This window comes from Tritonibacter horizontis (genome assembly GCF_001518015.1).
GTDB lineage: Bacteria > Pseudomonadota > Alphaproteobacteria > Rhodobacterales > Rhodobacteraceae > Epibacterium > Epibacterium horizontis.
Genome location: NZ_LPUY01000053.1, coordinates 28,832 through 54,392, shown reverse-complemented (window position 1 = coordinate 54,392; position 25,561 = coordinate 28,832). Strand labels below are relative to the sequence as shown.

28 protein-coding genes are annotated in these 25,561 nt (G+C 60.6%); 12 read left to right on the top strand and 16 right to left on the bottom strand.

Annotation, left to right across the window (positions count from 1 at the left end; genetic code table 11):
* Positions 1 to 129: 129 nt before the first annotated feature.
* Positions 130 to 327 (bottom strand): preprotein translocase subunit SecE, encoded by a 198-nt coding sequence (secE, locus tag TRIHO_RS08820; RefSeq protein ID WP_068242152.1) that lies wholly within the window; start codon positions 325 to 327, stop codon positions 130 to 132.
* 211 nt (positions 328 to 538) lie between these two features.
* Between secE and TRIHO_RS08815 the strand changes: the two genes are divergently transcribed.
* A complete protein-coding gene (locus TRIHO_RS08815) occupies positions 539 to 2,740 on the top strand; it encodes an O-linked N-acetylglucosamine transferase, SPINDLY family protein (RefSeq protein ID WP_068242151.1) in 2,202 nt (733 codons plus the stop codon).
* Positions 2,741 to 2,813: 73 nt separating this feature from the next.
* On the opposite strand, the gene TRIHO_RS08810 is transcribed toward TRIHO_RS08815, so the two are convergent.
* A complete protein-coding gene (locus tag TRIHO_RS08810; RefSeq protein WP_082705080.1) occupies positions 2,814 to 3,932 on the bottom strand; it encodes an oxidoreductase in 1,119 nt (372 codons plus the stop codon).
* 109 nt (positions 3,933 to 4,041) lie between these two features.
* Between TRIHO_RS08810 and TRIHO_RS08805 the strand changes: the two genes are divergently transcribed.
* From TRIHO_RS08805 to TRIHO_RS23860, 9 genes are all read left to right on the top strand, one after another.
* A complete protein-coding gene (locus tag TRIHO_RS08805) occupies positions 4,042 to 4,401 on the top strand; it encodes a winged helix-turn-helix transcriptional regulator (protein WP_068242149.1) in 360 nt (119 codons plus the stop codon).
* A gap of 608 nt (positions 4,402 to 5,009) precedes the next feature.
* A complete protein-coding gene (locus TRIHO_RS08795; protein ID WP_068242145.1) occupies positions 5,010 to 5,468 on the top strand; it encodes a hypothetical protein in 459 nt (152 codons plus the stop codon).
* Entirely contained in the window at positions 5,465 to 6,253 is a 789-nt protein-coding gene (locus TRIHO_RS08790; protein WP_068242143.1) for a DUF2189 domain-containing protein, read from the top strand. Before TRIHO_RS08795 ends, TRIHO_RS08790 begins: the two co-directional genes overlap by 4 nt.
* On the top strand, positions 6,234 to 6,536 hold the full coding sequence (locus TRIHO_RS08785; RefSeq protein WP_068242141.1) for a DUF1971 domain-containing protein: 303 nt from the start codon (positions 6,234 to 6,236) through the stop codon (positions 6,534 to 6,536). Before TRIHO_RS08790 ends, TRIHO_RS08785 begins: the two co-directional genes overlap by 20 nt.
* Entirely contained in the window at positions 6,533 to 8,164 is a 1,632-nt protein-coding gene (gene ccoN / locus TRIHO_RS08780) for a cytochrome-c oxidase, cbb3-type subunit I (protein WP_068242139.1), read from the top strand. Before TRIHO_RS08785 ends, ccoN begins: the two co-directional genes overlap by 4 nt.
* A gap of 3 nt (positions 8,165 to 8,167) precedes the next feature.
* A complete protein-coding gene (gene ccoO, locus TRIHO_RS08775) occupies positions 8,168 to 8,887 on the top strand; it encodes a cytochrome-c oxidase, cbb3-type subunit II (protein ID WP_068242136.1) in 720 nt (239 codons plus the stop codon).
* Positions 8,884 to 9,045: a cbb3-type cytochrome c oxidase subunit 3 gene (locus TRIHO_RS08770; RefSeq protein WP_068242135.1), complete on the top strand. Its 162-nt coding sequence runs from the start codon at positions 8,884 to 8,886 to the stop codon at positions 9,043 to 9,045. The genes ccoO and TRIHO_RS08770 overlap by 4 nt, the downstream gene beginning before the upstream one ends.
* Positions 9,042 to 9,908, top strand: coding sequence for a cytochrome-c oxidase, cbb3-type subunit III (gene ccoP, locus TRIHO_RS08765; protein ID WP_068242134.1), 867 nt, complete (start codon positions 9,042 to 9,044; stop codon positions 9,906 to 9,908). The genes TRIHO_RS08770 and ccoP overlap by 4 nt, the downstream gene beginning before the upstream one ends.
* Positions 9,895 to 10,065, top strand: coding sequence for a hypothetical protein (locus tag TRIHO_RS23860; RefSeq protein ID WP_165595899.1), 171 nt, complete (start codon positions 9,895 to 9,897; stop codon positions 10,063 to 10,065). The genes ccoP and TRIHO_RS23860 overlap by 14 nt, the downstream gene beginning before the upstream one ends.
* 111 nt (positions 10,066 to 10,176) lie before the next feature.
* On the opposite strand, the gene TRIHO_RS08760 is transcribed toward TRIHO_RS23860, so the two are convergent.
* The 6 genes from TRIHO_RS08760 to TRIHO_RS08735 form a co-directional block, all read right to left on the bottom strand.
* Positions 10,177 to 10,572 (bottom strand): c-type cytochrome, encoded by a 396-nt coding sequence (locus tag TRIHO_RS08760; protein ID WP_106406176.1) that lies wholly within the window; start codon positions 10,570 to 10,572, stop codon positions 10,177 to 10,179.
* Positions 10,573 to 10,646: 74 nt separating this feature from the next.
* A complete protein-coding gene (locus tag TRIHO_RS08755; protein WP_068242133.1) occupies positions 10,647 to 11,474 on the bottom strand; it encodes a formate/nitrite transporter family protein in 828 nt (275 codons plus the stop codon).
* On the bottom strand, positions 11,461 to 12,027 hold the full coding sequence (locus TRIHO_RS08750; RefSeq protein ID WP_106406175.1) for a hypothetical protein: 567 nt from the start codon (positions 12,025 to 12,027) through the stop codon (positions 11,461 to 11,463). Before TRIHO_RS08750 ends, TRIHO_RS08755 begins: the two co-directional genes overlap by 14 nt.
* Positions 12,024 to 12,620: an SCO family protein gene (locus tag TRIHO_RS08745; protein ID WP_068242132.1), complete on the bottom strand. Its 597-nt coding sequence runs from the start codon at positions 12,618 to 12,620 to the stop codon at positions 12,024 to 12,026. Before TRIHO_RS08745 ends, TRIHO_RS08750 begins: the two co-directional genes overlap by 4 nt.
* A complete protein-coding gene (locus tag TRIHO_RS08740) occupies positions 12,617 to 14,086 on the bottom strand; it encodes a cbb3-type cytochrome c oxidase subunit I (RefSeq protein ID WP_068242131.1) in 1,470 nt (489 codons plus the stop codon). The genes TRIHO_RS08745 and TRIHO_RS08740 overlap by 4 nt, the downstream gene beginning before the upstream one ends.
* Positions 14,086 to 14,589: a cupredoxin domain-containing protein gene (locus TRIHO_RS08735; RefSeq protein ID WP_068242126.1), complete on the bottom strand. Its 504-nt coding sequence runs from the start codon at positions 14,587 to 14,589 to the stop codon at positions 14,086 to 14,088. The genes TRIHO_RS08740 and TRIHO_RS08735 overlap by 1 nt, the downstream gene beginning before the upstream one ends.
* A gap of 117 nt (positions 14,590 to 14,706) precedes the next feature.
* Here TRIHO_RS08735 and TRIHO_RS08730 point away from each other — a divergent pair, with 117 nt between their 5' ends.
* Complete coding sequence (locus TRIHO_RS08730) at positions 14,707 to 15,135, top strand: RrF2 family transcriptional regulator (RefSeq protein WP_232367744.1); 429 nt, start codon at positions 14,707 to 14,709, stop codon at positions 15,133 to 15,135.
* A 178-nt stretch (positions 15,136 to 15,313) separates the two neighbouring features.
* Here TRIHO_RS08730 and TRIHO_RS08725 read toward each other — a convergent pair whose 3' ends face one another.
* The 7 genes from TRIHO_RS08725 to dctP all read right to left on the bottom strand — a co-directional run bounded on the left by TRIHO_RS08725 (position 15,314) and on the right by dctP (position 22,496).
* A complete protein-coding gene (locus tag TRIHO_RS08725) occupies positions 15,314 to 16,828 on the bottom strand; it encodes an aldehyde dehydrogenase (NADP(+)) (RefSeq protein WP_068242123.1) in 1,515 nt (504 codons plus the stop codon).
* A gap of 78 nt (positions 16,829 to 16,906) precedes the next feature.
* Positions 16,907 to 17,632: a ribonuclease activity regulator RraA gene (locus TRIHO_RS08720; protein WP_068242121.1), complete on the bottom strand. Its 726-nt coding sequence runs from the start codon at positions 17,630 to 17,632 to the stop codon at positions 16,907 to 16,909.
* Positions 17,633 to 17,644: 12 nt separating this feature from the next.
* Positions 17,645 to 19,387, bottom strand: a complete 1,743-nt coding sequence (gene araD, locus TRIHO_RS08715) for an L-arabinonate dehydratase (protein WP_068242120.1) — start codon at positions 19,385 to 19,387, stop codon at positions 17,645 to 17,647.
* A gap of 4 nt (positions 19,388 to 19,391) precedes the next feature.
* The gene (locus tag TRIHO_RS23855) at positions 19,392 to 19,553 is read right to left on the bottom strand and encodes a hypothetical protein (protein ID WP_165595898.1); all 162 of its coding nucleotides are present in this window, start codon (positions 19,551 to 19,553) and stop codon (positions 19,392 to 19,394) included.
* A gap of 17 nt (positions 19,554 to 19,570) precedes the next feature.
* A complete protein-coding gene (locus TRIHO_RS08710; RefSeq protein WP_068242118.1) occupies positions 19,571 to 20,887 on the bottom strand; it encodes a TRAP transporter large permease in 1,317 nt (438 codons plus the stop codon).
* Complete coding sequence (locus TRIHO_RS08705) at positions 20,877 to 21,398, bottom strand: TRAP transporter small permease subunit (protein ID WP_068242116.1); 522 nt, start codon at positions 21,396 to 21,398, stop codon at positions 20,877 to 20,879. Before TRIHO_RS08705 ends, TRIHO_RS08710 begins: the two co-directional genes overlap by 11 nt.
* Before the next feature lie 75 nt (positions 21,399 to 21,473).
* Positions 21,474 to 22,496 (bottom strand): TRAP transporter substrate-binding protein DctP, encoded by a 1,023-nt coding sequence (gene dctP / locus TRIHO_RS08700; protein ID WP_068242114.1) that lies wholly within the window; start codon positions 22,494 to 22,496, stop codon positions 21,474 to 21,476.
* A 149-nt stretch (positions 22,497 to 22,645) separates the two neighbouring features.
* Between dctP and TRIHO_RS08695 the strand changes: the two genes are divergently transcribed.
* On the top strand, positions 22,646 to 23,356 hold the full coding sequence (locus TRIHO_RS08695) for a GntR family transcriptional regulator (protein WP_068242111.1): 711 nt from the start codon (positions 22,646 to 22,648) through the stop codon (positions 23,354 to 23,356).
* A gap of 147 nt (positions 23,357 to 23,503) precedes the next feature.
* Here the strand turns inward: TRIHO_RS08695 and TRIHO_RS08690 are convergent, their stop codons facing one another.
* A complete protein-coding gene (locus tag TRIHO_RS08690; RefSeq protein WP_068242104.1) occupies positions 23,504 to 25,441 on the bottom strand; it encodes a TonB-dependent receptor plug domain-containing protein in 1,938 nt (645 codons plus the stop codon).
* Between the last annotated feature and the right edge of the window lie 120 nt (positions 25,442 to 25,561).

Here is a 25,561-nt window from a genome sequence, read left to right as displayed (position 1 = left end):
GCGACCAAACAAAAATCGGCGTGCGAATCGCCGCACGCCTCTTTCAGTGTTGGCTGACCTATCGCCCCGGACAACCAAGATCAAGAGGCATCGACGCTCTGCTCTTCAAAGCGCGGCCAGAGATGCCGGTTAGCCGAACATTCCCAGAACGCCATTCAGCCCGGATCGGATCGCAAGATCCACCATGGCAAAAAAGACTGCCGTCAGGGCCGCCATGATGAACACCATGACAGTGGTCAGCAGTACCTCGCGGCGAGTCGGCCAGACGACCTTGCCAACTTCGGCACGCACCTGCTGGATGAACTGTACGGGATTGATGGTGGCCATAGGGCTTTCACACTCTCTCTTGTCGACTAGGCGGCGATTTAACCGGATGAGACGATAATATCAAGGCCCAGCGCCCAGTTCACGAGGGTCGCCCGGTCAATTCAATCTTAATTTTTCAGATTCATAACAAAATGACCGGCAGGCAGAACCGCCTCCCCAGTGTGTGATGGGGTCCAGCCGACGGCCAAAGCGAAAAATGAGGCAGAATTCCATGACCTTCGCGTTTTCCATGCAGAATAACGACCTGGAACCAATGGCAGACCCCGGGACTTTGCCTGCAGATACGGTTCTGACCACAAAGACACCCGCGACAGGATCACAAGGCCATACGGCCCTCGCGGCCCCAGTCGAGCTGCATCCGGCTGCAACCGATGATCCGCTACCGCAAGATGTTCAGTCCCAGATCCGGATCGTTCTCGCCGCCGGGCAGTTCGACAAGGCAGCTTCCGTCTGCGGCCGACTTCTCAACACCTATAAAACCTCCGCCTTCCTGTGGACGACCCTAGGCATGTGCCACGCGCACCAGCGGGCGCTGAACGACGCGCTAACCTGCCTCAATCGGGGCCGGGAGCTGGCACCTACCGCGCCCGAACCTCATCTCGGCATGGCCGGCGTCTACCTGCAACTGGATCGCCCCGACGCAGCAGAAGCGCATTTTCGGACTGCTCTTGGTCTGGATGCGCGCAACGCCATCGCCATGAACAATTTCGCGAATTTCCTGACCAGCCGGGGCCGCACCGAAGAGGCCGCAGATCTGCTGCAGCAAGCCCTCGAACAAACACCCCAGAACGCCGTCATTGCCTACAATCTCGCCAACGCCCGGCGGCAGCTCGGAGATGCGCAAGAGGCCAAGCGCCTTTATGGTCAGGCCCTCGCGCTGCGGCCCGATCTCAGCGGTGCCCGGTTCAACTATGGTCAGTTGCTCTATATCGACCGAGAATTCGAGGCGGCCGCAGTTCAGTTCGACCGTTTGGTTGCAGAGAATCCAGAGGATGATCGCGCCCAGGCCTATCGCCTCCATGTCATGGCGATGCTCAATGATTTTCGCTGGACCGCAGACTACGACAGCCACCGCAAACAACTTGGCCTGCGGGGCACGCCGGTGTCTCCGTTCACGACGCTCGCGATGGAGGACAACCCGGATCTGCTGCGTGTCCGTACCCAGGCCTATGCGGCAACGCAATTCACGCCCCCCCGTCAACCGAGCGCCTCCTTTGCGCGACCGAACCAGCGACCCGAACGCTTGCGCGTGGGCTATTTTTCTGCCGATTTCCATTGCCATGCCACGATGTACCTGATGGCGGGCCTGCTGCGCAGCCATGACGCGGATCGGTTTGAGATCCACGCCTTCTCCTACGGCCCGCAACGCGACGACGCCCAGCGCAGCTTTGCGCGCAACCATGTGGCGCAGTTCCACGAGGTGTCGGAGACCTCTGACAGGTCGCTGATCGATCTGGCGCGGGCACAGCATCTGGATATCGCGGTCGACCTCAAGGGATTTACCGGCGGATCGCGTTGTTCGATCTTTGCCGAACGCGTGGCCCCGGTTCAGATCACCTATCTGGGCTATCCCGGCACCCTGGGCGCGGCCACGATGGATTACCTGATCACCGACGAGGTCGTCAGCCCACCCGGCAGCGAGCGCCATTTCGACGAACATTTGATCCGCTTGCCACACAGCTATCAGCCCAACGACCCACAGCGCACGATCGCACCGCGACAATTCACCCGCGCCGATTGCGGACTACCGGAAGAGGGTTTCATCTTCTGCTGCTTCAACAACAGCTACAAGATCACCCCGCGCGAATTCGATATCTGGATGCGTCTGTTGGCCCAGGTGGAGGACAGCGTCTTGTGGCTCTTGTCCGGCGGCACCGCATCAGAGACCAACTTGCGCCGCGAAGCTGTCGCGCGCGGCATCGCCCCCGAACGGCTGGTGTTCGCGGAACGCATGGCGCAGGATCAACACCTTGCGCGGCAAAAAGCGGCGGATCTGTTTCTCGACACATTTGCCGTCAACGCACATACGACCTGTAGCGACGCGCTGTGGGCCGGGCTTCCAGTGCTGACAATGCCCGGACAACAATTCGCCGCACGCGTCGGCGCAAGCCTGGTCAGCGCGGTCAATCTGCCCGAACTGATCGCGACCGATGAAGCCGATTATGAGCGGCTGGCCCTGCATTTTGCCAAGGACCCAGAGGCACTGATGTCCCTGCGCAGCAAACTGGCCGTCAACCGGCGTAAAGCGCCGCTGTTTGACGCCGGAACCTATGCCCGCGGCCTTGAGGCGGCCTTTGACGCGGCATTTGCCCAATGGCTCCACGACGCGCCCAAGACCCATCTGACCGTGTCCGTATCAAATCAAGATCAGGCTCAGGCTCAGGGTACAAAACCCGCAATTGCCGCGGCCTGAACGCAGGTTGCTCCGTCCCCCGAACCGTTGATATCTCGGCTTGGGGGAGCGGACGCAGCCTGACAGCCGCCCCTTAGACGTTCACCGTTTGCTCTTGTGTCCATTTTTCCTGTGCGTCGATCGTCACACCATATTTGAACATGTCATAGCTAAAGGCCCGGAGCGGCAAACCTGCCCGGAGCCGCTTGGGCAGATCCGGGTTCAGAAGGGCGGTTTTTCCGACCGCCACAAAATCCGCCTGATCCGCTCCCAGGATCTCATTCGCCAGTGAAACATCCTGCAATCCGCCGTTCGCTATCACTGGCAGCCCGGTCAACCGCTTGGCAAAGGAGGTCAGGTTCTCGCCACTTTTTGTCGCGCTATGATAGGCATAGCCCTTGGCCTCGCTTGCAAGGTGAATGAAATCCGCGCCTGCTGCGGCCACCGAGTCAAAAATCTGACCCGCATCTTGCAACCCGTTGTGCCAGAAGTAATCCGGCTCTGTTGCCTTGGCCTGCGACAACCGCACGCCAACAAGGAAGCCGGTTGTCGCCCTGGCTTTGACCTCTGACAGGATATCGCAGGTCAGCCGCAGGCGATTTGCGATATCGCCCCCGTATTTGTCCGTGCGGGTGTTGCTTTCCGGTGTCAGAAACTGGTCCAGCAGGTATCCGTTGGCGCAATGGATCTCCACCCCATCAAAACCAGCGCGTTCCGCGCGTTTTGCGGCCGAAACAAAGCCTCCCACAACATTGTCTATGTCGTCCAGGCTGAGCACCTCGGGAATGCCGTAGGCGCCTTGCTTGTGGCCATATCCAACCAACATGCTGCCCTTTGGGCGGATGGCCGATGGCGCATGCGGCGTGTCGACATGTTGCGAGACAGCGCCCGCGTGAATGAGTTGCAGGATAATCCGCCCACCTTCGGCCTTGACGGCCGTAACGACTTGCGCCCAGCCCGCCTGATGTGCATCCGTTACCAGTCCGGGTTGATTGGAATAGCTCTGCGCGAACACATCATCTGTAAACGCCCCCTCCGCAATCAAGAGGCCAAAGCCGCCCTTGGCAAATTCCGCATAGTAACGCGCCATCGCAGCGGTTGGGGTACCGTCCTTATACGCGCTGGCGCGGGACATGGGGGCAAGAACAAACCGGTTTGCGGTTCTGAGCAAGCCGATTTGGCCCGGCGTGTCTGTTGTCAGTTTGGCGGCCATGATTCTTCTCCAGTTTATTGACTGCCAAAGACGTACAAACCATGGTACCTATAGGCTAGTACGCAACATATTGGCCCATACTTCCCTTTTGGTAACTAAAGGAAATTCCATGTCTCATCCGGCCCCCGACGATCCGCTATTCTGTCCGACAGAAACCGCCCTCGGTATCATCGGCGGCAAATGGAAAGGGATGATCCTGTGGTGCATCTGTCGCAAGACGATGCGCTTCAATGAACTGCACCGAACGATCCCAAACATCTCTCAGCGCATGCTGACCAAGCAACTACGGGAGCTGGAAGCCCATGGCATCATAACGCGCGAGGTTTTCGCTCAGATCCCGCCGCGGGTGGAATACCGGCTGAGCGCACATGGGCAGAGCCTGAAGCCCATTCTGGATGCGCTGGAGAACTGGTCGCGATCCTATCTGAACGCCGTTGCAGAGGCGGACACAGCAACGGACGACACCTAGCACCCATCACAGTCCCCGACCATGCCATCCGCCACGCCATGTGCGCTGACCGGCAGGTAAAAAAATCGCGCGAGATGTCACAGTCCGGCGCGGTGGCGCGTCATAGCAGTATCCCCGCAACGAGGACCCTGCCGTGATCTCGCGATGGACTGATCATACCTTGTGTCATTTGGCTGGCCTCAATACCGCCCGCCGCCGGCTCCCCGCTCCGGCCACCGGGCATTTGTGGCCCGACCATCAAAACTCTCTTCCCTGTTTCAAGTCCGACGTCGGCGTTGGACCCTGCCCCTGTTTGGCCCCGAGAGCGCAGTTCCAGGCCATGCCACAATCGCCCCACATAAATAGCATTGCAAATACCAATTAAAGCCGATAGACACACGTCCAAACAGAGTCCCAGGTAAGCCATCATGAACTGCATCCGTTCCCCTATCCGGCCCCTTTTCCCGTCCTGCCAGCCCACAGAGGGCGGCCAGGCACCAGGCGGGGTTTCTTTGCATCCGAACCATGTTTCAACGCCTCCGACGACCCGGCGGCGCCACTGGCGAAGAAAGGTCAAAACCTCCCAGCCTTGGCTGTCCGGGTACGCGCGGCAAAAGGAACCCTAAACAATGCGACATAGACTTGGCGGGGTTCTCCCGATTTCTGTCTTGGTCTGGGCGGGCGTCTGCCTCGGCGGCAACCTGATCGCTGCCCCGGCCAAATTCACCGTCCCGGCGCTGGACCTCGGTCTTGCGCTTCAGGTGGGGCGGGCCCAGTTTCACTGGCTTGGATATGCCGAAGTTGCACTGGCGGCGCTGGCGCTCTTCGCCGCCTTTGTGGTTCGCAGGGATCTGTGTGCATTGCTGTCGCTTGCCGTTGCCGTGTTTGCACTGCAACGGCTCGGCCTGATGCCGCTACTGGCAGCCCGCACCGACGCCATCCTGGCCGGTGCACCGCGCAGCGCTGGCAGCTACCATTTGCTTTTTGTTGGGCTGGAATTGCTCAAAACCAGCCTGCTGCTGGTCGTGGGCTATCTCGGGATGACACATTCCAACCGGCCTCTCCCATTGCCAAAGGGGCTGTCATGACCGCCCAGCCGGACCCAAAGACCCGCATGGCCCCTCGTCCACGACGGATTGACGATCCCCCCGCTGCCACGGTCATGCGCTGGCTGGCACGCGGCTGGCTGGATTTCAGATCTCACCCCGCGCAAGCCATCAGCTATGGCACAATGCTGGCCCTTCTGGGCTGGGGCGGCATCGCGCTGCTCTGGCACTGGGGACTAAGCTGGATGATCTTGCCCGCGCTGGCCGGCGCTATGCTGGTTGGCCCGGCGGCCACAGTCGGGATCTACCGTATCAGCCGCCTCGCCATGGGTAGGGAGGGCCGCCTTGCATCCCCGGGACAGGTTGCATTGGCCGGGGCCATCTTGATGGTCCTGATGCTGACCTGGCTGCGTGCGGCGACATTGATTTTTGCCGTCTTCTTCGGCCTTGTCCCTTTTTCCGGTTTCACCGAAACGTTGCTGAGCTTGCTGCAGAGCCCTCAGGGCATCGCCACAGTGGTGACGGGAACCCTGATCGGCGGGCTGTTTGCGGCCTTTACCTTTGCGATCTCGGCCTTTTCGATCCCGATGCTGGTCGATCACGAATTGGACTGCTTCAGCGCCATGGCGCTGAGTTTCAGCGCGACGATCCATAATTTTAAATTGGCTGTGACCTGGGGTGCCACCGTCTCTGGGGCGATCCTCATCGGGGTGTGCACCGGGTTCGTCGGCCTCATTTTCCTGTTCCCCCTGCTCGGCTTTGCCACCTGGCATGCCTACTGCGACCTCTTTCACGGAGAGACACAGCATGACGATCACGCTTCCTAGTACCGTCGAAAAATACGCCGAAAGCCCGGTTTTCACCGAAGGCACCGTCCCCGCAGCCCTGTTACGAGAGCACAGCACCAAAGTCGGCGCCTGGGGGCTGATCGTGGTGCGCGACGGGGCATTGACCTACACCCGCAAGGGCTGCACCCCGATCCGTCTGACCGCAGGCGACAGCGCCGTGATCCTGCCGCAAGAGCCCCACCATGTGACACCGGGTGACGCGGTGACCTTTCAGATCGAGTTCTATCGCCAGCGCGACACTCAACCCGGGGGCAGCACATGACTCAACAGGCAACACGTATCGAACGCGGTCTAACGGCCATAGTGCTGTTCGCGGTTCTGCTTCTTGGTATCGCAATCCTGGGCTGGGGCCAGCAGATCGGCTATGTGCTGCATGGCTGGATCATTGCCTTGGTCGCCGGCTGGGGGCTCCTCCATCAGATCTCACGCCTGAGCGATCCCGAAGCGGCCATCCCCCTGGCCTACAAGGATGACGTGATCCGTTGGGGCATTCTGGCCTGTTTCGGGTGGGGCATTGTCGGATTTACCGTCGGCGACGTGCTGGCATGGCAATTGGCGGTTCCGGCGCTGAACGGCGATATAGATCTGACCAACTTTGGTCGATTGCGTCCAATTCATACCACTGCCGTCATCTTTGGGTTTGGCGGCAACGCCCTGATCGCAACCTCGTTTTACGTCGTCCAGCGAACCTCCCGCGCGCGTCTGGCCAGCGAAGTCGCCCCATGGATCGTGCTGGGCGGCTACAACCTTTTTGTGCTGTTGGCGGTGACCGGCTATCCGTTTGGCATCACGCAGGGCAAGGAATACGCAGAGCCCGAATGGTACGCCGACCTGGTGCTGACACTCGCCTGGATCAACTATCTGGTGCTTTACCTGCGGACCCTGGCACGCCGCGCTGAGCCACATATCTACGTCGCGAACTGGTACTACCTCGGCTTTATCGTGGTGATTGCCATGCTCCATGTGGTCAATAACCTCGCCATGCCGGTCTCCATCACATCCCCCAAGAGCTATTCGCTCTGGGCCGGGGTGCAGGACGCAATGACACAGTGGTGGTATGGCCACAACGCTGTCGGGTTCCTGTTGACCGCCGGGTTTCTGGGAATGATGTATTACTTTCTGCCCAAGGCGGTTGGCCGGCCGATCTATTCTTACCGGCTGTCGATCATTGGCTTTTGGGGGATCACTTTTCTTTACCTCTGGGCCGGCTCGCACCACCTGCACTACACCGCCCTGCCCGACTGGGTTCAGTATCTCGGCATGACCATGTCGATTGTGCTTCTGGTGCCAAGCTGGGGATCCGTGTTCAACGGCATTCTCACGATCAACGGGGCCTGGGACAAGGTGCGGACGGATCCGGCCGTGCGGTTCATGATGGTGGCGGTATTGTTCTACGGGCTGGCCACATTCGAAGGTTCCTTCCTCGCCATTCGCCCGGTCAACACACTCAGCCACTATACCGACTGGACCGTTGGCCATGTGCATGCCGGCGCGCTTGGCTGGGTCGCGTTCATCACCTTTGGCGCAATGTACAAACTGGTGCCTTGGGTCTGGCGCCGCGAAGGGATCTATTCCTTGCAACTCGAAGCCTGGCATTTCTGGCTCGCCCTCACCGGGACGCTGATCTACGTCGGCGCAATGTGGAACAGCGGGATCACACAGGCGCTGATGTGGCAGACCTATGATCCCGTCGGCAACTTTGTCTTTGCCTTCATCGACACGGTGGACGCCATGCGTCCCTACTACACCGCCCGCGCTATCGGTGGGTTCCTCTATCTGCTCGGTGCGTTGATCGGTGCCTACAACATCTACATGACGGTGCGTGGCCCCCGTCTGGCTGCGCCCGAACCGGATCGCCAGCCGTTACCGCAGCCACAGCCGGGGGGATAACCTGTGAACACGCATCATCAGAAACTGGAACGTCACTCCGTCGGCTTTGCCATCGCAATCCTGCTCGTCGCCTCCATTGGCGGCATCGTCGAAATCGCGCCGCTTTTCACGATCGAGAACACGGTGGAGCAGGTCGATGGAATGCGCCCCTATACGCCACTGGAACAGGCAGGACGCGATATCTACGTCCGCGAGGGCTGTTATGCCTGCCATAGCCAGATGATCCGGACCTTACGGTCGGATGTCGACCGGTATGGGCCCTATTCCCTGGCCGCCGAAAGCATGTACGATCACCCCCATCAATGGGGGTCCAAACGGACCGGGCCGGATCTGGCCCGGGTTGGCGGAAAATATTCCGATGCCTGGCATGTCGCCCACCTGAACGCCCCCCGCGATCTGGTCGAGGGTTCGGTCATGCCGGGCTATCCGTTCCTGGCGGCAACGGCCCTGAATACGGCGACCTTGCCAGCGGCGCTCACGGCACTGCGGCGCGTCGGGGTGCCATATTCCGACGCCCAGATCGCGCAGGCCCAACGCGACGCCATCAATCAGGCAGACCCGGATGCCGGTTATGAGGACGACCTGATCGAGCGCTACGGCGACAAGGTACAGATCCGCGACTTTGACGGCGACCCCAACCGGGTGACGGAAATGGACGCCCTGGTCGCCTACCTACAAATGCTCGGTACCCTCGCCACTTTGCCGCGGGAGGATGCGCAATGAGCCATGACGCGGTGCTTGTCTTCTCCAAGACCTGGGGGGCGATCTATCTTCTTGTGGTTTTTGTCATCGCAGTCGCCTGGGTCTACTGGCCCAGCCGCAAAGCCACCTATGACGCCGCAGCACGCTCGCCCCTCAGCACAGAGGAGATACAGCAATGAAATCCGACATCGACCCCCATAGCGGCCGCCCCACCACGGGGCACGAATGGGACGGGCTCAAAGAGCTCGACACGCCGGTCCCGACTGCATTTCGGATCTGGCTCCTGGCAAGTTTCGGCGTCTGCGTGCCGCTTTGGCTGCTTTACCCCGCCTGGCCCTATGTCAGCGACTATACCCGTGGTTTTCTCGGTTATTCATCGCGCGACGCCGTGGAGGCCGCCGTCGCGGACAGAGCCCGGGCACGCACCGAGGCGCTTGGCCCCATCCTGCAAGGCGATCTGGAAACGCTGGTCCATGATACCGCGCTAAAATCGGCCTACCAACAAAAGTTCAGCGTCCTTTACCGCGACAATTGCGCCGCCTGCCACGGACGTGACCGAACGGGACAGCCGGGGTTTCCGAACCTCGCCGACGACCATTGGCTGTGGTCCGGCAGCCCGGAGGAGGTCGAGTGGACCGTGTTGCATGGGATCAACCACACCAGCGACGACACCCGATATGCCGAGATGCCGGCCTTCGGACGTGACGAAATGCTGGACCGGACAGAGATCAACGCCGTCACAGACTACCTGCTTCACCTCAATGCGGCACCACATGATGCCACAGAGGCGGCAATCGGGGCCGAACTCTTTGCGGAGAACTGCAGCGCCTGCCACAACGACGGCGCGGTCGGAGGACTTGAAACCGGCGCTCCCAGCCTCGTTGATGAGGCCTGGATATACGGCGGTGACCGGGCCTCCTTGCAACAGACGCTGATCCATGGCCGCCAGGGCGTCATGCCCGGCTGGCAGGAGCGGCTCAGCCCGGAGGAAATCCGCATGATCGTGTTGTACGTCCTGTGGGCCAACAATGACGACGGCTGAGGGCGGCCGCCAAAGCCGGCGATTTGCCCGGTTCATGTTTGTCCTGATCGCCAGCCTCCTTGTCGCCTATGGCGCCTACAAGGCCTGGCATATCCGCTTGGCGCTGGCGGCCTATCAGGACCAACCCCTGCAGGACGTCGCCGGAGCGGCCAGGTAGCAACCCGCAAATGCCCCACCTACGTCAGCCAAGATCAGATTAGGCAAAACGGCCCCGCATTCGCAGGGCCGTTTCAGGGTGTTTAAAACCTGTGGCGCCATCACGCCCGCTTTACCGGTCGGGAAAGCTCTTCAGATACGCAATCACATTCAACAGATCCTCGTCCTTCTTCAGCCCGGGAAAGCTCATCTTTGTTTTGGCAACGACGTCTTTCGGCTTGGTCAAAAAGGCCGCCAGGGTCGCATCGTCCCAGATCACCCCCGCTTCGCCTGCAGCCACCATGGCGGTGCTGTATCGAAACCCTGCTATCGCCCCGGCCGGGGCGCCGACGATGCCGTTCAAGGCTGGACCAACCTTGTGATCGGCCCCCTCTCCGACCGCATGGCAGGCGGCACATTTCTTGAACACCTTGGCCCCGGCCTCGGCATCCTGGGCCACAACAGCCGATGCAGGACCAACAGCCAGCGCGAGGACGGCAAACAGACGGGTTGTCACTTTCATGGACATGATTTTCTCCTGATGAGTATGTGTGAATGGTGGCGGCCGGCCTTGCGGAAAATATCGCGACCCGGCCTGCCGTTTTACACTGGCTGAGAGGGGCCGTCGGCGGCGGCATCTCTGGCGGGCGTAGAGGGTGCAAGGGGTCGGCCCGCCGCGATCCAGTAGCCGCCCCCCATGATCACAACGCCCGCAAAGACATTGCCAAGGGTGACGAAAACCAGGTTTCTGAGGGCAAGACCGGTCGTGATCGTATCCGGATGATCCGACAGAAGCGCGACCGAAAAGACGGTCATATTGGCCACGGAATGTTCAAACCCCGCCGCGATAAAGGCATAGAGACAGAACCAGATGATCACCATGCGCGCCATCTCGTTGGTGATCCGCGACGCGGACCAGATCGCAAGGCAGACCAGCCAGTTGCACAGCGCCCCGTTGAGAAACAGACTCAGCCCGGAGCCGTGCATTTTCTTTTCAGCAACCGTGTGCAGCAGCGACGTGTCGCCTATGTTCAGCACCAGCCCACCGCCCCCGTAGACAAAGAATACCGCCAGCAGCACTGCGCCCAGCAGGTTCCCAAGCCAGCTCGCCCCCCAGCAGGCGCCAAGATCCCGCAGGCTGGTGCGCCGGGTCAGAACGCCATGGGTCATATACATGGTCTGACCGGTGAACAGTTCGGACCCTGCAAAGATCACCAGGATCAACGCGATCCCAAAGCTGGCCCCCATCACCACCGGCCGGATGCCCGCCTCAACCCCCTGCCCGACGGAAAAGATCAACAGAATGCCCAGGCCAACATAGGCCCCCGCCATCATCGACAACACGAGATAGCCCAGCGGATCGGATCGCAGTTTCTGCCGCTTGATCAGCGCAGCACCCGCGAATTCATTGACGGAGTCAGCAAAGGTCATGATGTTTCTTTCGTTGGAGGAGAAGATCGGGCATCAGAGAATGCCCGAGAAAGAGAGGCACCGCCCAAAGCAGCGAAAGCCCACCCGCCAGCCAGAGGAACCCCGCGCCCAGCCGCTGCTGATCCTCGATCAGATAGGAATTGCAGATACGGATCGGCGCATGGCTATAAAGGAACGAAAGCACCCCGAGCATCGACAACGACTGCGCCTTGAGAAATCCCCGCAGCACGGCGCCGACACGCGGCACGCTCATCCCGAGCGGCAGGCCGGCCAACAGCGGCAGCGTGACCAGTTTCGCCAGATGCATGCCCGGGCTATCGAGCGCCGCATCGAGGGACCGCGGCAGCATCCAGAACCCCACGCAGGTGATCCCGAGGACCAGGAGCGGTCCGCGCAGATCCGGCGCTGTCGGCATCTTCAGCCCCAGCAGATAGCCCGAAACCCCCAACACCGGATATTGCAGCAGCATATGCGCCACCGGGTCCAGCCGCGCCATCGGCTGAAGCACCAATGCGGCGCCGAAACAGAGCGTCGAAAGAAGGACCGTGTTCACGACAACTGCTCCACATGGGCGAGGATCCGGTCAAAGTCACCGGTGTCATAAGCCGCCACCAGAAGGCCATCCGGATCGATCAGCAATACGGCGGCGTTGTGCTGGTAGCCCCCCCATCCGTCGGGAACCGCCTTGACCCGAAAGAACCGCAATGCGTCCTGCAGATCCGCCGGTCGCAGTCGGGCCACGCTCCAGACGTCGCCATCCGCCCCATGACGATCCGCATAGTCGCGAAGTTCGCTCAGCCCGTCAGCCGCCGGGTCGAAACTGACGGAAAGCATCCGCACCGGCAGCCCCCGGTCAACCGCCCGGTCGCGCAGGGCGGCGAAATCGCCGCCCGCCGTCTGACAGATGGTCGGACAGGTGGTATAGATGAACTCGACCATCACCACCTGGTTTGAGTCCGGGCGCAGCGCATGGCGGCGCCCCTGCAGGCCCTCCACCACAAAGGGCGGGACCGCAGGCCGGGTCTCTTGTATCTGCACCCGGCGCGCCGCTTCTGCTGTCAGGGCGCGCAGACCATCGGTCGCCGCATAAAGCCCCGTTGCAGCCACAACCACCGCCGTCAGCGTATAGGCCCCGGCGCGGCTCATTGCTCGGTCCCCCGGCGCAGAAGGCCGCGCAGGTAGCCTGCAACAAGCAACGCCGTTGCCAGCACAACCACAGTTGCGAACACCGTCGCCAACTGGCTTTGCAATTGCCACTGCGCATAATGCACCGCCCAGCGGCGTGGGATCGAACTTGCCCCGGACCACAGGAACATCAGCACGAACCCGCCCCCCCCGGCCACATAGGCGCCAAAAGCAAACCGGTCGAGCGCCGAGGTCTCGCGGATCGCGCGTCCCCGCACCAGCCAAGCGGCAAATCCAAAGGCCATCGCGACTTCGCCCAGCAGCAGATAGGTGTGGAAATGTCCCGGCACCCACATGGTGTTGTGCATGATCTTGTTCACCGCGACCATACCGTCGATGAAGGCAGGGATCGTCCCGACGCCCCAGCCGATCACCCCCAGAACCAGCAGGCGCAGGCTCAGGTCCCATTTGATCGCCGCGCCTTTCAGATAAACAGCGGTGGAATAGACCGTGACCGCGATCAGCACGACCGACGAGCCATAGGACATGACCTGACCGACGACCATGCTCCATTTCGGCATGTTCACGTCCTGCAGCAGATGGTGGAAATAGACACCCTGAACAAAGATGACGACCACAGCCCAGGCGATGACGAACACGCGCGAAACCTTCCACGGCTTGCCGGTATACTCCGGGATCACCTCGTATACGGCGGTGACGGCCATATAGATGCTGGCATTGATAAAGACATGGCCAAAGAACAGGATTGCGTTCTTTGCCATCAGCGCATCGATTGCAAATTCCGGGAACAGCAGGTTGACGATTGTCGCCACCAGCACGATCGCACCAAAGATGATGCCGATGGAATTGAAGATGGTGACGCTGGCGGCGGCGATCACTGTCGGCGGCGGCGCGCGGGACACATCACCATGCCACACGAAGCGCCAGCCCAACCCACCGAGCAAGCCACCATAGGCGCGGGCAATCTTGTAGCCGACCTCAAGGTAGTAGAGCAAGAATCCCACCCCGATCGAGATATAGCCGAGGCAGAACGCAACCGCCGCGCCCACCTCCCAGATGCCCCCGGACAGGGCCGGCAAGGGGAACAGGAAATTCCAGGCGCCACCGAAACCGCCGATGAAGATCGACCCGAGCACCAGCACGACCCCCAGCAGAAAGAGGCCCAGAAACGCAATGTAAACAGTGGCATTCAATGCGACGTGCCGCGCCAGAAAATACCACATGATCGCCGCACCCGAGAATGTCGCGGTGCCGACCATGCCAGCGCCATGGGCGGTCAGGAGCTGATAGAACAGCGCGTTGTCCAGGTCGACCCAGCCGGCCTGTGCTGCCCGCATGATCAGACCAAAGATCATCATCAGCAAGAACACGACGCCACTTAGCCCGATGGACAGCTTGATGACCGCGGCGGTTTTAGTTGCGCTCTGCTGGGCTGCATTGTCGGGGATTTGAGACAGAGTACGCATCACTGGACCTCCACAACCTGGAATTCATTGACCATGTCGTGATGCGCAACGCCGCAATACTCCATGCACAGAAGATGAAACCTGCCCGGTTGCTCGAATGTATGGACCAATGTGTTGGTATAGCCGGGCATCACCTGAACCTGCGTGATCAGGGTCATATCGTCGGTATAGATGCCCAACCCGTGGTTCACGTCCTCGGTTGTGACACGGAACTCCACCTCTTGGCCCAGCGGGATCTCGGTGGTGTCGGTCTCCCACCACCACTGCCCACCGGACACATTGACCACCAGAACCTCCGCTCCGGCGGCGCGATGGGGCCAGCTCCGCAACGACGCCACGGACAGGACAAGCCCGATCATGACCAGCCCCCAGAGAAGCCAGCTGCGCTGGCGGTTGACACGGGTGGCCTCCAACGGTGCGCCGGGCGCAACGACACCCCGGACAAAGACCAGCGCGAGAAGAAACATCAGCGCGAGGCTGACAAGAAAGATTTGTGATTGCATGGGACCTCGAACCTCTTGATTGCGGGGTCACAATATAATTCGCATTTATAATGTCAATTTAAATTCGCGCTTATAATGCTAGTTAAGACCTGCTAGTCTCTCCCCATGCAACTCGCCATGTTCACAGACTACGCCCTCCGCTCTCTGATGCACCTCGGTGTGGCAGAAGGGCACAAGCTCACAACGCGCCAGATCGCCGACATGCATGACGCGAAATACAACCACCTGACCAAGGTCATCCAATGGCTGGCTCAGGAAGGATACGTGCTGTCGAATCGAGGGCGGTCTGGGGGGCTGCAGCTGGCCAAACCGCCCGGTGACATCAGAATCGGGGCCCTGGTGCGGGATCTCGAAAGCAAGACCTGCCTTGTGGACTGCATGCTCGCCGATGGCGGCACCTGCCCGCTTTCGTCCGGCTGCGGACTGACCGGCGCGCTGCTGAGAGCGCAAGAAGCCTTCTTTCGGATCTTGGACGATTATACGCTGCAGGATCTGTGCGAAACCCCGGCCACGAAACGGCTGTTATTGCGGCTGGAGGCCAGTTGACCCGCTCCCTTGTCAGACCTGTCGGACGGGCCTATCGATCAGGCTGCTTGTCGGGACTGCCCGGCACACAGATGCGGCAGGCCCTATTCGGTGACCGCAAAAGGCCCCTGCGTTTGCAGGGGCCTTTCTTCTGGCTCAAAACCTCGTGGCTCAAAGCGATTCCAACACAGACCTGCGGTTAGATCAGGTCGTTTGGCAGAATGCCCTCGGGCAGGTTCTGATAGCTCACCGGCCGCAGGAACCGCCGAATGGCCAGCGTGCCGACAGAGGTGGCGCCGAAATTGGTCGAGGCAGGATATGGTCCACCGTGCACCATGGCCTCGCAGACCTCGACGCCGGTCGGAAATCCATTGGCCAGAATGCGCCCCGCCTTGCGTTCCAGCACACGCAAAAGATCACGCGCCGGTGCCGAATCGCTGTCATCGAGATGCAGCGTGCAGGTCAGCTGCCCCTGCAGACTGCGGGCCACCGCCATCATCTCATCCAGATCCGCAACCCGCACGATCAATCCCAGCGGGCCAAAGACCTCTTCGCCCAGTTCCTCGTTGGCAAGCCATGCCTTGCCTGTGATGGCAAACAGATTGGGCGTTGCCTCACGCCCCTCGCAGCTTGCCGACAACAGCGACTGCGCCCCTTGCGTTGCCGCGATGCGATCCCGACCCGCGCGGTAGGCCTGCGCGATCCCGTCGGTCAGCATCGTCTGCGCCCCCATCGGTTCAAGTGCCGCGGTAGCGGCAGCGACAAAGGCATCTGCCTCCGGGCCGTCCATCAGGACCGAGATACCGGGATTGGTGCAAAACTGTCCCGCCCCCATGGTCAGCGACCCGGCCCAGCCCGCTGCGATCTCTGCGCCGCGGGCATGCAATGCCGCAGGCAGGATGAACATCGGGTTGACCGACCCCAGTTCGCCGAAAAACGGGATCGGTTCCGGACGCGCTGCACAGAGGTCAAACAGCGCCCGCCCGCCGCCAAGCGATCCGGTAAAGCCGACAGCCTTGATCAACGGGTGCTGCACCAGCGCCTGGCCGACATCCCGCTTTCCGCCCTGGATCAGGGAGAAAACACCGGGATGCAGCCCGCATTTCTGGATCGCCGCATGAATGGCCTCGGCGATGATCTCGCCGGTGCCGGGGTGGGCCGAGTGCCCCTTGACCACAACCGGACACCCTGCCGCAAGCGCCGAGGCCGTGTCGCCGCCAGCGGTCGAAAAGGCGAGCGGAAAGTTGGACGCGCCAAAGACGGCAACCGGCCCGATCGGACGTTGCATCATCCGCAAATCCGGGCGCGGCAGCGGCGCGCGGTCGGGCAATGCCGCGTCATGACGGCGGTCGAGGTAGGCCCCATCGCGAATATGGCTGGCAAACAGGCGCAGCTGGCCGGTCGTCCGCCCGCGTTCTCCCACAAGCCGTGCCTCTGGCAGGCCGGTTTCCGATGTGCCGATCTCAGTGACCGCATCGCCGCGTGCATCTATTTCCTGCGCGATGGTCTCCAGAAAGACCGCGCGCTCCTCCCGCGATGTGTCACTATAGCTCCAGAATGCATCCTCGGCGGCGCGCACCGCCTCATCAACCAATGCAGGCGTACCAATGCTGAACTCAAAGGCTTCGCCATGCGCAGGTTCAGAGGTGAAACTTTGATCCGAACCGCACCAATTGCCTGCGACCAGATGTTTGCCATGGGGGGTGAACGTCATGCGTTTTCCTTCCTTAATCAGAACAAGCGCCGCTAAAGCGGCGCTCTTTGTCGTCACAATCTACTTTTTCTGTGTAGATCAGCGGCCATTCTTTTCGCGCCAGGCTTTGAACTTCTCTTCGTTCTCCGGCTTGGTGCAGGGGTAAAGGCCGATGATCGGGGCGCCGTTCACCACCTCTTCCAATACGAAGTCTTCGAAACTTTCCATTCCAGCGCAGACCTCTGCGATTTCATCCGCCAGATGGGCCGGGATCACCATGACGCCGTCGCCATCCCCAACCAGCACATCGCCGGGAAACACCGGGGCTTCGCCACAGGCAATCGGCACGTTGATATCAAGCGCCTCATGCTTGGTCAGGTTGGTCGGCGCCGAGGGGTTGGCGCAATAGGCTGGCATGTCCAGCTCACCAATCCCCTTGGCATCGCGGAACCCACCGTCCGAAACGACACCGGCACAGCCACGCACCGCCAGCCGGGTCACCAGGATGGAGCCGGCGGTCGCAGCCGAGGCATCGCCGCGTGCATCCATCACCAGGATCTGGCCTTCGGGGCAGGTTTCAACGGCGACGCGCTGCGGGTGGTCCGGATTGCGAAACACCTCCAGCTGGTTGCGATCTTCGCGGGCGGGAATGTAGCGCAGCGTGAAGGCCTGCCCCACCATATTCACCGCCTTGTCAGAAACCGGGCGCACGCCTTGGATGAACTGATTGCGCAGGCCGCGCTTATAAAGCTGGGTCGCGATTGAAGCGGTAGAGATACGTTTCAATTTGTCGCGCGTTTCATTCGAGAGGACATAGTCCGTCATCAAAAAATTCCTTCAGAAGATATCAGGTTCACCGGCTGTTTTGCCGAAGTCGGTTTGCAGGAAATCAAAGTCACAGCCCTCGTCCGCCTGCGTAACATGTTTGGAAAACATATAGCCATAGCCACGTTCAAACCTTGGTTTGGGCGGTGTAAGGGCGGCACGCCGACTCTCGAGTTCGATTTCATCCACCAGCATATCCAGCCGTCTTTTGGGCAAATCAAGCCGTATCATGTCACCGGTCCGGAGCAAAGCCAGCGGTCCACCTGCGAAACTTTCCGGGCTGACGTGCAACACACAGGCACCATAGGACGTGCCCGACATGCGTGCGTCAGAGATCCGCAGCATGTCGCGGTGGCCCTGTTTGATCAGCGCCTTGGGGATGGGAAGCATCCCCCACTCGGGGAATCCCGGCCCGCCCAGAGGGCCTGCATTGCGCAGGACCATGACATGATCCGGCGTGATGTCGAGTGTGTCGTCATCCACGGCAGCTTTCATCTCCGGGTAGCTGTCAAACACCAGTGCCGGACCTTCGTGCACATAGTATTTCGGATCGCACGCCGCCGGTTTGATCACCGCCCCCTGCGGGCAGAGATTGCCCTTGAGCACCGCAAGCGAGCCTTCATGATAGACGGGGTTCCCCAGCGGTCGGATCACGTCGTCATTATAGACCTCCGCGCCTTCCAGGTTTTCGCCCAGGGTCTTGCCCGTCACGGTGATGCAGGAAGTATCAAGCCGCGCTTCCATCTGTTTCATCAGCGCACGCAACCCGCCCGCGTAGTAGAAATCCTCCATCAGGTAATCCTTGCCGGAGGGACGGACATTGGCAATCAGCGGCGTGTTGCGACCCAGCGCATCAAGGTCATCCAGCGTCAGGGCCACGCCCGCGCGACGCGCCATCGCAATCAGGTGTACAACCGCATTGGTCGAACAGCCCGTCGCCATCGCCACCATCGCGGCATTGCGCACCGAAGCATCGGTGATGATCTTGTCTGGCGTCATGTCATCCCAGACCATATCCACGATCCGCCGCCCGCAGGCCGCAGACATCCGCTGGTGATTGCTGTCAACGGCCGGAATGGAGGAGGCACCAGACATGGTCAGCCCCATGGCATCCGTAATCGACATCATCGTCGCGGCGGTGCCCATGGTCATGCAGGTGCCGGCCGACCGTGCGATACCGCCCTGCACGCCAAGCCATTCCTGATCGGAAATATTGCCTGCGCGCCGCTCGTCCCAGTATTTCCAGGCATCCGAGCCGGATCCGAGGATCTTGCCCGCGTAATTGCCGCGCAGCATCGGCCCGGCCGGCAAAAAGATCATCGGCACCCCCGCCGAGGTGGCCCCCATCACCAGACCCGGCGTGGTCTTGTCGCAGCCGCCCATCAGGACAACGCCGTCCAAGGGATGCGACCGGATCATCTCCTCGACTTCCATCGCCAGCATATTGCGATAGAGCATCGACGTCGGCTTGGTAAAGCTTTCGTCGACGGACAGTGCGGGCATCTCGACCGCGAAACCGCCCGCCTGCGCCACACCGCGTTTCACATCCTTGATCCGCTCGGGGAAATGACTGTGACAGGTGTTGAGCTCGGACCAGGTGTGCAGCACGCCAATGATCGGCTTGTCCCGGAACTCTTCCTCCGCGTAGCCCAGTTGCATCATCCGCGAGCGGTGGCCAAAGGACCGCAGGTCATCCGGTGCAAACCACCGGGCCGACCGCAGATCTTGCGGGGCTTTTTTCGTTGGTGTTGTCATGGGGTTACCCTCGGAAATTGAAAATCAGCCAGCACACGAAAATCGTGAACACCAGACCCAGGACTTCGGGCCAGCTGCCAAAGCTGTGGCCATCCCGGCGTTCTTCCCCCTGGTATTCGGGGGCGGGCAGATCCTCGTCTTGTTTGGTGAGATCTTGATCGGACATATCTATCTCCTTTCGCCTCAATCCAGCATCGAGGGCAGCCACAGCGCGAGCTGCGGAAACGCCAGGACAAGAAACAGGCCAACCGCCTGCAGCGCGATGAAGGGCAGCACCGCCACAAAGATCTCCTGAAGCTGGATTTCCTTGGGCGCGACCGATTTCAGGAAGAAACAGGCCGGTCCAAACGGCGGCGACAGGTAATACATCTGGATATTCATGGCAAAGAGCACCCCGAACCACACCGGGTCAAACCCAAGGTCAATGACCACCGGCGCAAAGATCGGCACGGTGATAAAGATGATTGCGATCCATTCCAGGAAGGTGCCCAGCACCATGACGATCAGCATCATCACGACAATCACCCAGATCGGCCCGATATCGAGCGAGGTCAGAACGCCGCGCAGGAACTCGCCGCCGCCGATCCGGTTGTAGATCCCGATCAGTGACACCGCCCCGATGACCAGCCAGATGATCGAACCGACCGTCAGAACCGTCTGCCGCATCGCATCGCGCGCCATGACCCAGTTCAGCTCCTTGCGGGCGGCGGCCACCACAAGGGCTCCGACGGCACCAATGGCAGCGGCTTCGGTCACCGTGGCCACACCGGAGTAGATCACCCCAAGCACGGTGCCGATCAAAAGGGCCGGCAAGATGATGCCCTTGAGGTACCGCATTCGTTGGAAGAACGGCAGCCCGGTTTCCGGCACGTCATAGATCGGCGCCAGCGACGGGTTCAGGCGCACCCGAACGAGGATGTAGATGATATAGAGAGTCGCCAGGATCAGCCCCGGCACGGCAGAGGCGGCAAACAGCTTGGTGATCGAAACCTGCGCTGCAAGCCCGTAGATGATCAGCACCACCGACGGCGGGATCAGGGTCGCCAGCGCCCCGGCCGCACAGATGATGCCGATGGCCAGCTTGCGGTCATAGCCAAGCCGCATCATCTGCGGCAGCGCAATCAGGCCAAGCATGACGATCTCGCCGCCCATGATCCCCGACATGGCGGCCAGCAGGACCGCCACAAATGTGGTTTGCACGCCCACAGAGCCCCGGAACCGCCCGCCCATGATCGCCATGGAGTCGAACATCGACTTTGCGATGCCAGATCGCTCCAGCACATTGGCCATGAAGACGAAGAACGGCACCGCGATCAGTTCGTATTTGTGCAGCACCTCGCCCACGTTGGCCGCCACAATGAAAAACCCGGCGCGTTCGCCAAAGTACAGGATCGCAGTTGCCAGCGAGACGGTCAGCGTGGTGATGCCCAGCGGCACCCCGAGCGCCATCAGTCCGAGCAGCGATGCCACGATCAGAAGGGTGATAATTTCAATGCCCACCGGTCAGGTCTCCCTCGGTGTTTTGGGTCCAACGCACGATGTTGGCCAGCAATTGCAGGATGTAGAAGATGCAGCCCACAAAGAGCAGAACCTTGAGATAGGTCGGCGCCAGAGAGTTCATCGCGGTGCCGGAGTACTCGGTCCGGCCAAGCACCTTGCTTGCAGGGTGATGCAGGGCAAGCGTCAGGACAAAGAGCGCGCCCGTCGCAATCAGCATCTGAAACAGACGAAAGATACGCCAGACCCGTTCGCCCACGATCAGCTCCATCATGGTGATGGAGATATGGCGGTGGCGTTGTGTCACATAGCCCACGGACAGCACCCAGGCGCTGGCACAGAGGGTCATGGCGAGTTCGGTGGACCAGAGCGTCGGTGCATCAAAGCCATAGCGCAACACCACCTCGGCGGCGGAGATCGCAATACAGGCAAAGAAAAGCACGGAACAGGCCTGGCCGACAAAGACGCTGATGTTGTCCATGACATCGGCGTAGAGTGCGAAAATGCGTTTCATCGCAAACCCTCGGCAATCAGAATGGATGGAATGCCGCCCCGCCCCGAAAGGCGGCGCGGCACCGGGAGGAATGGCTTACTTGAACAGACCGATTTTGGTCATGTAGGCAATATGCGCGTCCAGCGCTTCCTGGGCGAGCTCAGACTTTTTGGCGTAGTCTTCCCATTGCTGCCGCGCCACGACACGCAGTTGATCCCGGTCTTCTTGTGCCCAATCAATGACTTCGATCTTGTCGGTTGCGTCATCGCGCGCGGCGATTTCCGCGTCCTGCTTGGACACTTCGGCGGCCATCGCATACATCGCGTCGTACCACCAGGTCCGCAACGCGGCCTGATCATCGGCGGACAGACCGTCCCATTTGGCCGTGTTGACGGTCAGCTGCATGGACGGCATCGAGTGAATGCCGGGGTACAACGGATAGGGCGCGACGTCCTGCAAGCCGGTCGCGTCGTTGTTCACATAGGCCGAGGCATCCGCCGCATCCACGATCCCTTTTTCGAGAGCACCAAAGACCTCGGAGAAGGGAATCGACACCGGCGAGGCCCCCGCTGCGGAGAACACAGCCGCGGCGAGACCTTCGGGCGACCGGATCTTCATGCCCTGCAGATCTTCAAAGGTGCGGATCGGGGTCCGCGCCGCCAAGGCCTCACGCGAGTATGGCCCGCAGGCGACAACCGTCACTTCACCGTCGGTGATCGCGTCCGCGGCCTTCTGCATCATCGCCTCACCGCCGCCGTCCTTGCAGAAACCGAGCATCTGTTCGGGCGTGTCATAACCGGAGATCAGATCCCCCATGATGGCATAGGCCGGCTCCAGCCCGGCAAAATAGTTCACAGATGTGAAATCGCCGTCAATCACGCCGGCGGCCACCGCATCCGGTGTTTCACGCGCCGGAACCACGGACCCATTTGGCGTCAGGATGATCTTGATCCGGCCCTCGGTCCGCGCCTCGATCTCTGGCAGCCAGTTCTCGGTGATGTACTGGGTGGAGAAATCGCCGGCGTTGAACGACGTCTGAATGTTGAAGGTCTCGGCGGCGGCCATTGACGCAAACCCCGAGACGGTCATCGCCAACATCGCGGCTGTTGAGTGTTTCATAGGTATCCTCCCATTGGTTGACGCAGGCTCCCTCCCTGCGATGCTGATACACTAATATATTAGTGCACCTATGACAATAAAATTGTATAGTTGGTTTCTGGCTTTCCAAGCTGGACCACGTGTAAGGCCAGATAAAAACAGGGTAAAAGATGTCTCTAGACGCGGGCAAAACAGTCACGAAACCGTCGCGAAGCGGAAACAAGATTCGCAAATTGTCTGCGAGTCAGCAGATTCACGCGGCCATGCGAGCCCGCATTATTGACCTGGACCTCGCGCCTGGACAGAATCTCTCCCGGTTGGAAATCGCAGAATATTACGGAGTCAGCCAAACCCCGGTGCGTGACGCGATGATGCGGCTCGAAGAAGAAGGGCTGCTGCATATCTATCCGCAGTCAAAGACCGAAGTGTCAAAAATCGACACCTGTCACGCAAGAGAGACCCAGTTTTTGCGGCTGTCGCTGGAAATCGAGGTTACGCGGCGATTGATCGCCAGCACCCGAAACGACGCCCTCGCCGGGGCCGAACGCGCGTTGCAGCGCCAACAGCAAGCCCTGGATCTGAACGATCTGGACAGTTTTTCAATCCATGACCGCGCCTTTCACCGGGCCTTGTTCGAAGCCACTCAGGTGCCGGATCTCTGGGATCTGGTCACCGAACGGTCGGGACACATCGACCGGCTGCGCAAACTGAACCTCCCCGACCCCGGCAAAACCGCCGAGATCATCGCCTGCCACCATCGTATTCTGGACGCGATCAAGGCGGCAGACAATGTCAGCGCCGAGGCCGCAGTGCGCGAACACTTGTCCGGCACCCTGGCCCGTGTTGATGCCATCATGGCGCGCCACCCGGAGTTTTTCTAGCGCCCGGTTGTTGCCCAGACATCGCGCTGGCGGTCCAACCGTTTCGCGCAAGGGAACAGCCTAGACGCTGGTGGGCGTGATCCAAAAAGAAGGCCCCGCCGCATGCGCCGGAGCCCTCCACTATTCAACATCGCTGTCGCCATGCGGTCAGAAGCGGGCGACCAGTTCCAGCATGAATGACCGGCCCGCCTCTTTCAGTGGCACCACTGATGCATAATCCGCACCATAGGTCGCGCGGTCGGCATAGTCGGTATCAAACAGATTGTTCACCGAGGCGCGCAGAGTCACATCCGGCATCGACGGCGGGGTGTATTCGGCAAAAAGGTTCACCACCTCATAGCCCTCCAGCCCCTGGCCCGAAGTACCTTCGGTGTCGTCATAATCAAGCGCCATATCGAGACTGCCACCGACCACCAGATTTTGACCCGGCAGCTCGTGCTGGACTTCCAGTGCGATGACCTGCCCGAGCGGTGCGCCAAGATCCAGCGCTTCATAGCTGCCAGAGGCATTGCCGTTCACCTTCACATCGGTGTCCGTGTAGCTGAACCTGAGGAACCCGAGGTCCCAGCCGTATGTCCCTGCGATGCTGTAGCCCTGGCTTTCGAAATCTATATTTGCGCCACCGCTGCGGGCATCGTTGATCTTGGTCAGGAACACTTCGCCGCCAAGAGTCAGCCTGTCGTTGCTCCAGTCCAGGCCCGCGACATAGTTCTGCGCCCGGGTGCTGCGCAGTCCATCATAGGTCCAGCGCCGCCAGAATTCGTAGTTGTCTTCCAGCGGGATGCCACCAAAGACACTGGAATAGCCGGCCCGCACCGACAGTTGATCGGTGATCCGGTAGGTCGCGGAGAGGTTACCGCTGGCGCCGTTGGCCGATTGCTCGTAATCGCCGATGCCGTCGAAGTCCTGCCAATCGTATCGCACACCGCCGGACACGCGCCATTTCTCTGTCGGTTCCATCCGCAACTGTGCGAAAAGCCCGACATTGTTCGACCCTTCTTCCAGTGCCCCATCCGTCGGATCGGAATACTCCGCCGATTTGCGGTAATAGTCGACACCGGCAGACACTGTGCTGCTGTCAGACAGGTGAAAAGTGTTTTGCGCCTTGAAAGACAACGTGTCGGACATGCCAGAGCTTTGATATGGGCTGGGGACCGCGATGTCGCTTTCGGAAAAGCCCAAGACCACTTCCGGGTCCCACATGCCAAAGTCGTTGGTGTTCTCATAGCGCAGGCTATAGCTGCTGCGCCGGGTGTCATAGATCCGCGTCGCCGGCGTCGTGGCCCCGACGATGTCACCGATATTCGCCCGGTAGGGGCGCGCGCCGTCGTCAATCAGCTGCTGGCCGGAAAACTCCACGCGGTGCCCTTCGGCGGATTCCCACGCGAACTTCAACAACTGGCTGCTCATATCCGCACCAGTGCCCGCAACGACATTGCCGTTGCCGTCCTTATAGTCATCACCGCTGGCCCGTTTGGCATAGGCGAGAATTTCGAAACCACGGTCCGTCCGCCCGGCAAGGGTCAAAGAGCCCGTCGCGGTCTGCCCGTTGCTTCCATAGCCCAGCCGGAAAGTGCCACCAAAGTTTTCGCCCGCCTGCAGGACGTCACCGGCATCAACCGTTTCCATGATGACCGCACCGGCAACCGCATTTGGACCGGTGTCCGCCGCTGCGATCCCCGGATCAACCCGCACAAACTTGAGCATGCCCGGATCAAACGCGTTGGCGGTGACGTGGTGAAAGGCACGGTTGTTCTGCAGCGCACCGTCCACCGCAATCGTGAGATTGAGCATATCGACGCCGTTCACAAAGATCTTTTGCGCGACAGGAATCGCACCGCCTACCGACACGGAGGCCAGACCGGCAAACAGATCCTTCAGATCACCGAGACGGGCACGCTCCAGCTCCGCATCCGCGACATAGACCGCTGTCGCGCGGTCCGCAGCATCGCCAATCGGGTCGTTGCCACGCACGATGATTGGATCAAGGGTGATGACCTGCGCCTTTGCCGGAGCTAGAGGCAGCAGCGCCGCTGCCGCACCACACAACAAACTGGCACGTAGAGAGGTTTTCATAGCTAACATTCGAGGTCCCAAAAATCTTGTTTTCAGGCTGGCTCGTATATGCAGCTGGCTTCGGATGGTCCGATACAGCCTAGAGACTTGCTATGGCAAGTATACGATAAAAGCTGCGCAAAACCCGTG

What these genes read in the sequence shown, in the direction of transcription:
- secE (WP_068242152.1), bottom strand. Translation starts at nt 327, where the DNA reads ATGGCCACCATCAATCCCGTACAGTTCATCCAGCAGGTGCGTGCCGAA.
- TRIHO_RS08815 (WP_068242151.1), top strand. Translation starts at nt 539, where the DNA reads ATGACCTTCGCGTTTTCCATGCAGAATAACGACCTGGAACCAATGGCA.
- TRIHO_RS08810 (WP_082705080.1), bottom strand. Translation starts at nt 3,932, where the DNA reads ATGGCCGCCAAACTGACAACAGACACGCCGGGCCAAATCGGCTTGCTC.
- TRIHO_RS08805 (WP_068242149.1), top strand. Translation starts at nt 4,042, where the DNA reads ATGTCTCATCCGGCCCCCGACGATCCGCTATTCTGTCCGACAGAAACC.
- TRIHO_RS08795 (WP_068242145.1), top strand. Translation starts at nt 5,010, where the DNA reads ATGCGACATAGACTTGGCGGGGTTCTCCCGATTTCTGTCTTGGTCTGG.
- TRIHO_RS08790 (WP_068242143.1), top strand. Translation starts at nt 5,465, where the DNA reads ATGACCGCCCAGCCGGACCCAAAGACCCGCATGGCCCCTCGTCCACGA.
- TRIHO_RS08785 (WP_068242141.1), top strand. Translation starts at nt 6,234, where the DNA reads ATGACGATCACGCTTCCTAGTACCGTCGAAAAATACGCCGAAAGCCCG.
- ccoN (WP_068242139.1), top strand. Translation starts at nt 6,533, where the DNA reads ATGACTCAACAGGCAACACGTATCGAACGCGGTCTAACGGCCATAGTG.
- TRIHO_RS08770 (WP_068242135.1), top strand. Translation starts at nt 8,884, where the DNA reads ATGAGCCATGACGCGGTGCTTGTCTTCTCCAAGACCTGGGGGGCGATC.
- ccoP (WP_068242134.1), top strand. Translation starts at nt 9,042, where the DNA reads ATGAAATCCGACATCGACCCCCATAGCGGCCGCCCCACCACGGGGCAC.
- TRIHO_RS23860 (WP_165595899.1), top strand. Translation starts at nt 9,895, where the DNA reads ATGACGACGGCTGAGGGCGGCCGCCAAAGCCGGCGATTTGCCCGGTTC.
- TRIHO_RS08760 (WP_106406176.1), bottom strand. Translation starts at nt 10,572, where the DNA reads ATGTCCATGAAAGTGACAACCCGTCTGTTTGCCGTCCTCGCGCTGGCT.
- TRIHO_RS08755 (WP_068242133.1), bottom strand. Translation starts at nt 11,474, where the DNA reads ATGACCTTTGCTGACTCCGTCAATGAATTCGCGGGTGCTGCGCTGATC.
- TRIHO_RS08745 (WP_068242132.1), bottom strand. Translation starts at nt 12,620, where the DNA reads ATGAGCCGCGCCGGGGCCTATACGCTGACGGCGGTGGTTGTGGCTGCA.
- TRIHO_RS08740 (WP_068242131.1), bottom strand. Translation starts at nt 14,086, where the DNA reads ATGCGTACTCTGTCTCAAATCCCCGACAATGCAGCCCAGCAGAGCGCA.
- TRIHO_RS08735 (WP_068242126.1), bottom strand. Translation starts at nt 14,589, where the DNA reads ATGCAATCACAAATCTTTCTTGTCAGCCTCGCGCTGATGTTTCTTCTC.
- TRIHO_RS08730 (WP_232367744.1), top strand. Translation starts at nt 14,707, where the DNA reads ATGTTCACAGACTACGCCCTCCGCTCTCTGATGCACCTCGGTGTGGCA.
- TRIHO_RS08725 (WP_068242123.1), bottom strand. Translation starts at nt 16,828, where the DNA reads ATGACGTTCACCCCCCATGGCAAACATCTGGTCGCAGGCAATTGGTGC.
- TRIHO_RS08720 (WP_068242121.1), bottom strand. Translation starts at nt 17,632, where the DNA reads ATGACGGACTATGTCCTCTCGAATGAAACGCGCGACAAATTGAAACGT.
- araD (WP_068242120.1), bottom strand. Translation starts at nt 19,387, where the DNA reads ATGACAACACCAACGAAAAAAGCCCCGCAAGATCTGCGGTCGGCCCGG.
- TRIHO_RS23855 (WP_165595898.1), bottom strand. Translation starts at nt 19,553, where the DNA reads ATGTCCGATCAAGATCTCACCAAACAAGACGAGGATCTGCCCGCCCCC.
- TRIHO_RS08705 (WP_068242116.1), bottom strand. Translation starts at nt 21,398, where the DNA reads ATGAAACGCATTTTCGCACTCTACGCCGATGTCATGGACAACATCAGC.
- dctP (WP_068242114.1), bottom strand. Translation starts at nt 22,496, where the DNA reads ATGAAACACTCAACAGCCGCGATGTTGGCGATGACCGTCTCGGGGTTT.
- TRIHO_RS08695 (WP_068242111.1), top strand. Translation starts at nt 22,646, where the DNA reads ATGTCTCTAGACGCGGGCAAAACAGTCACGAAACCGTCGCGAAGCGGA.
- TRIHO_RS08690 (WP_068242104.1), bottom strand. Translation starts at nt 25,441, where the DNA reads ATGTTAGCTATGAAAACCTCTCTACGTGCCAGTTTGTTGTGTGGTGCG.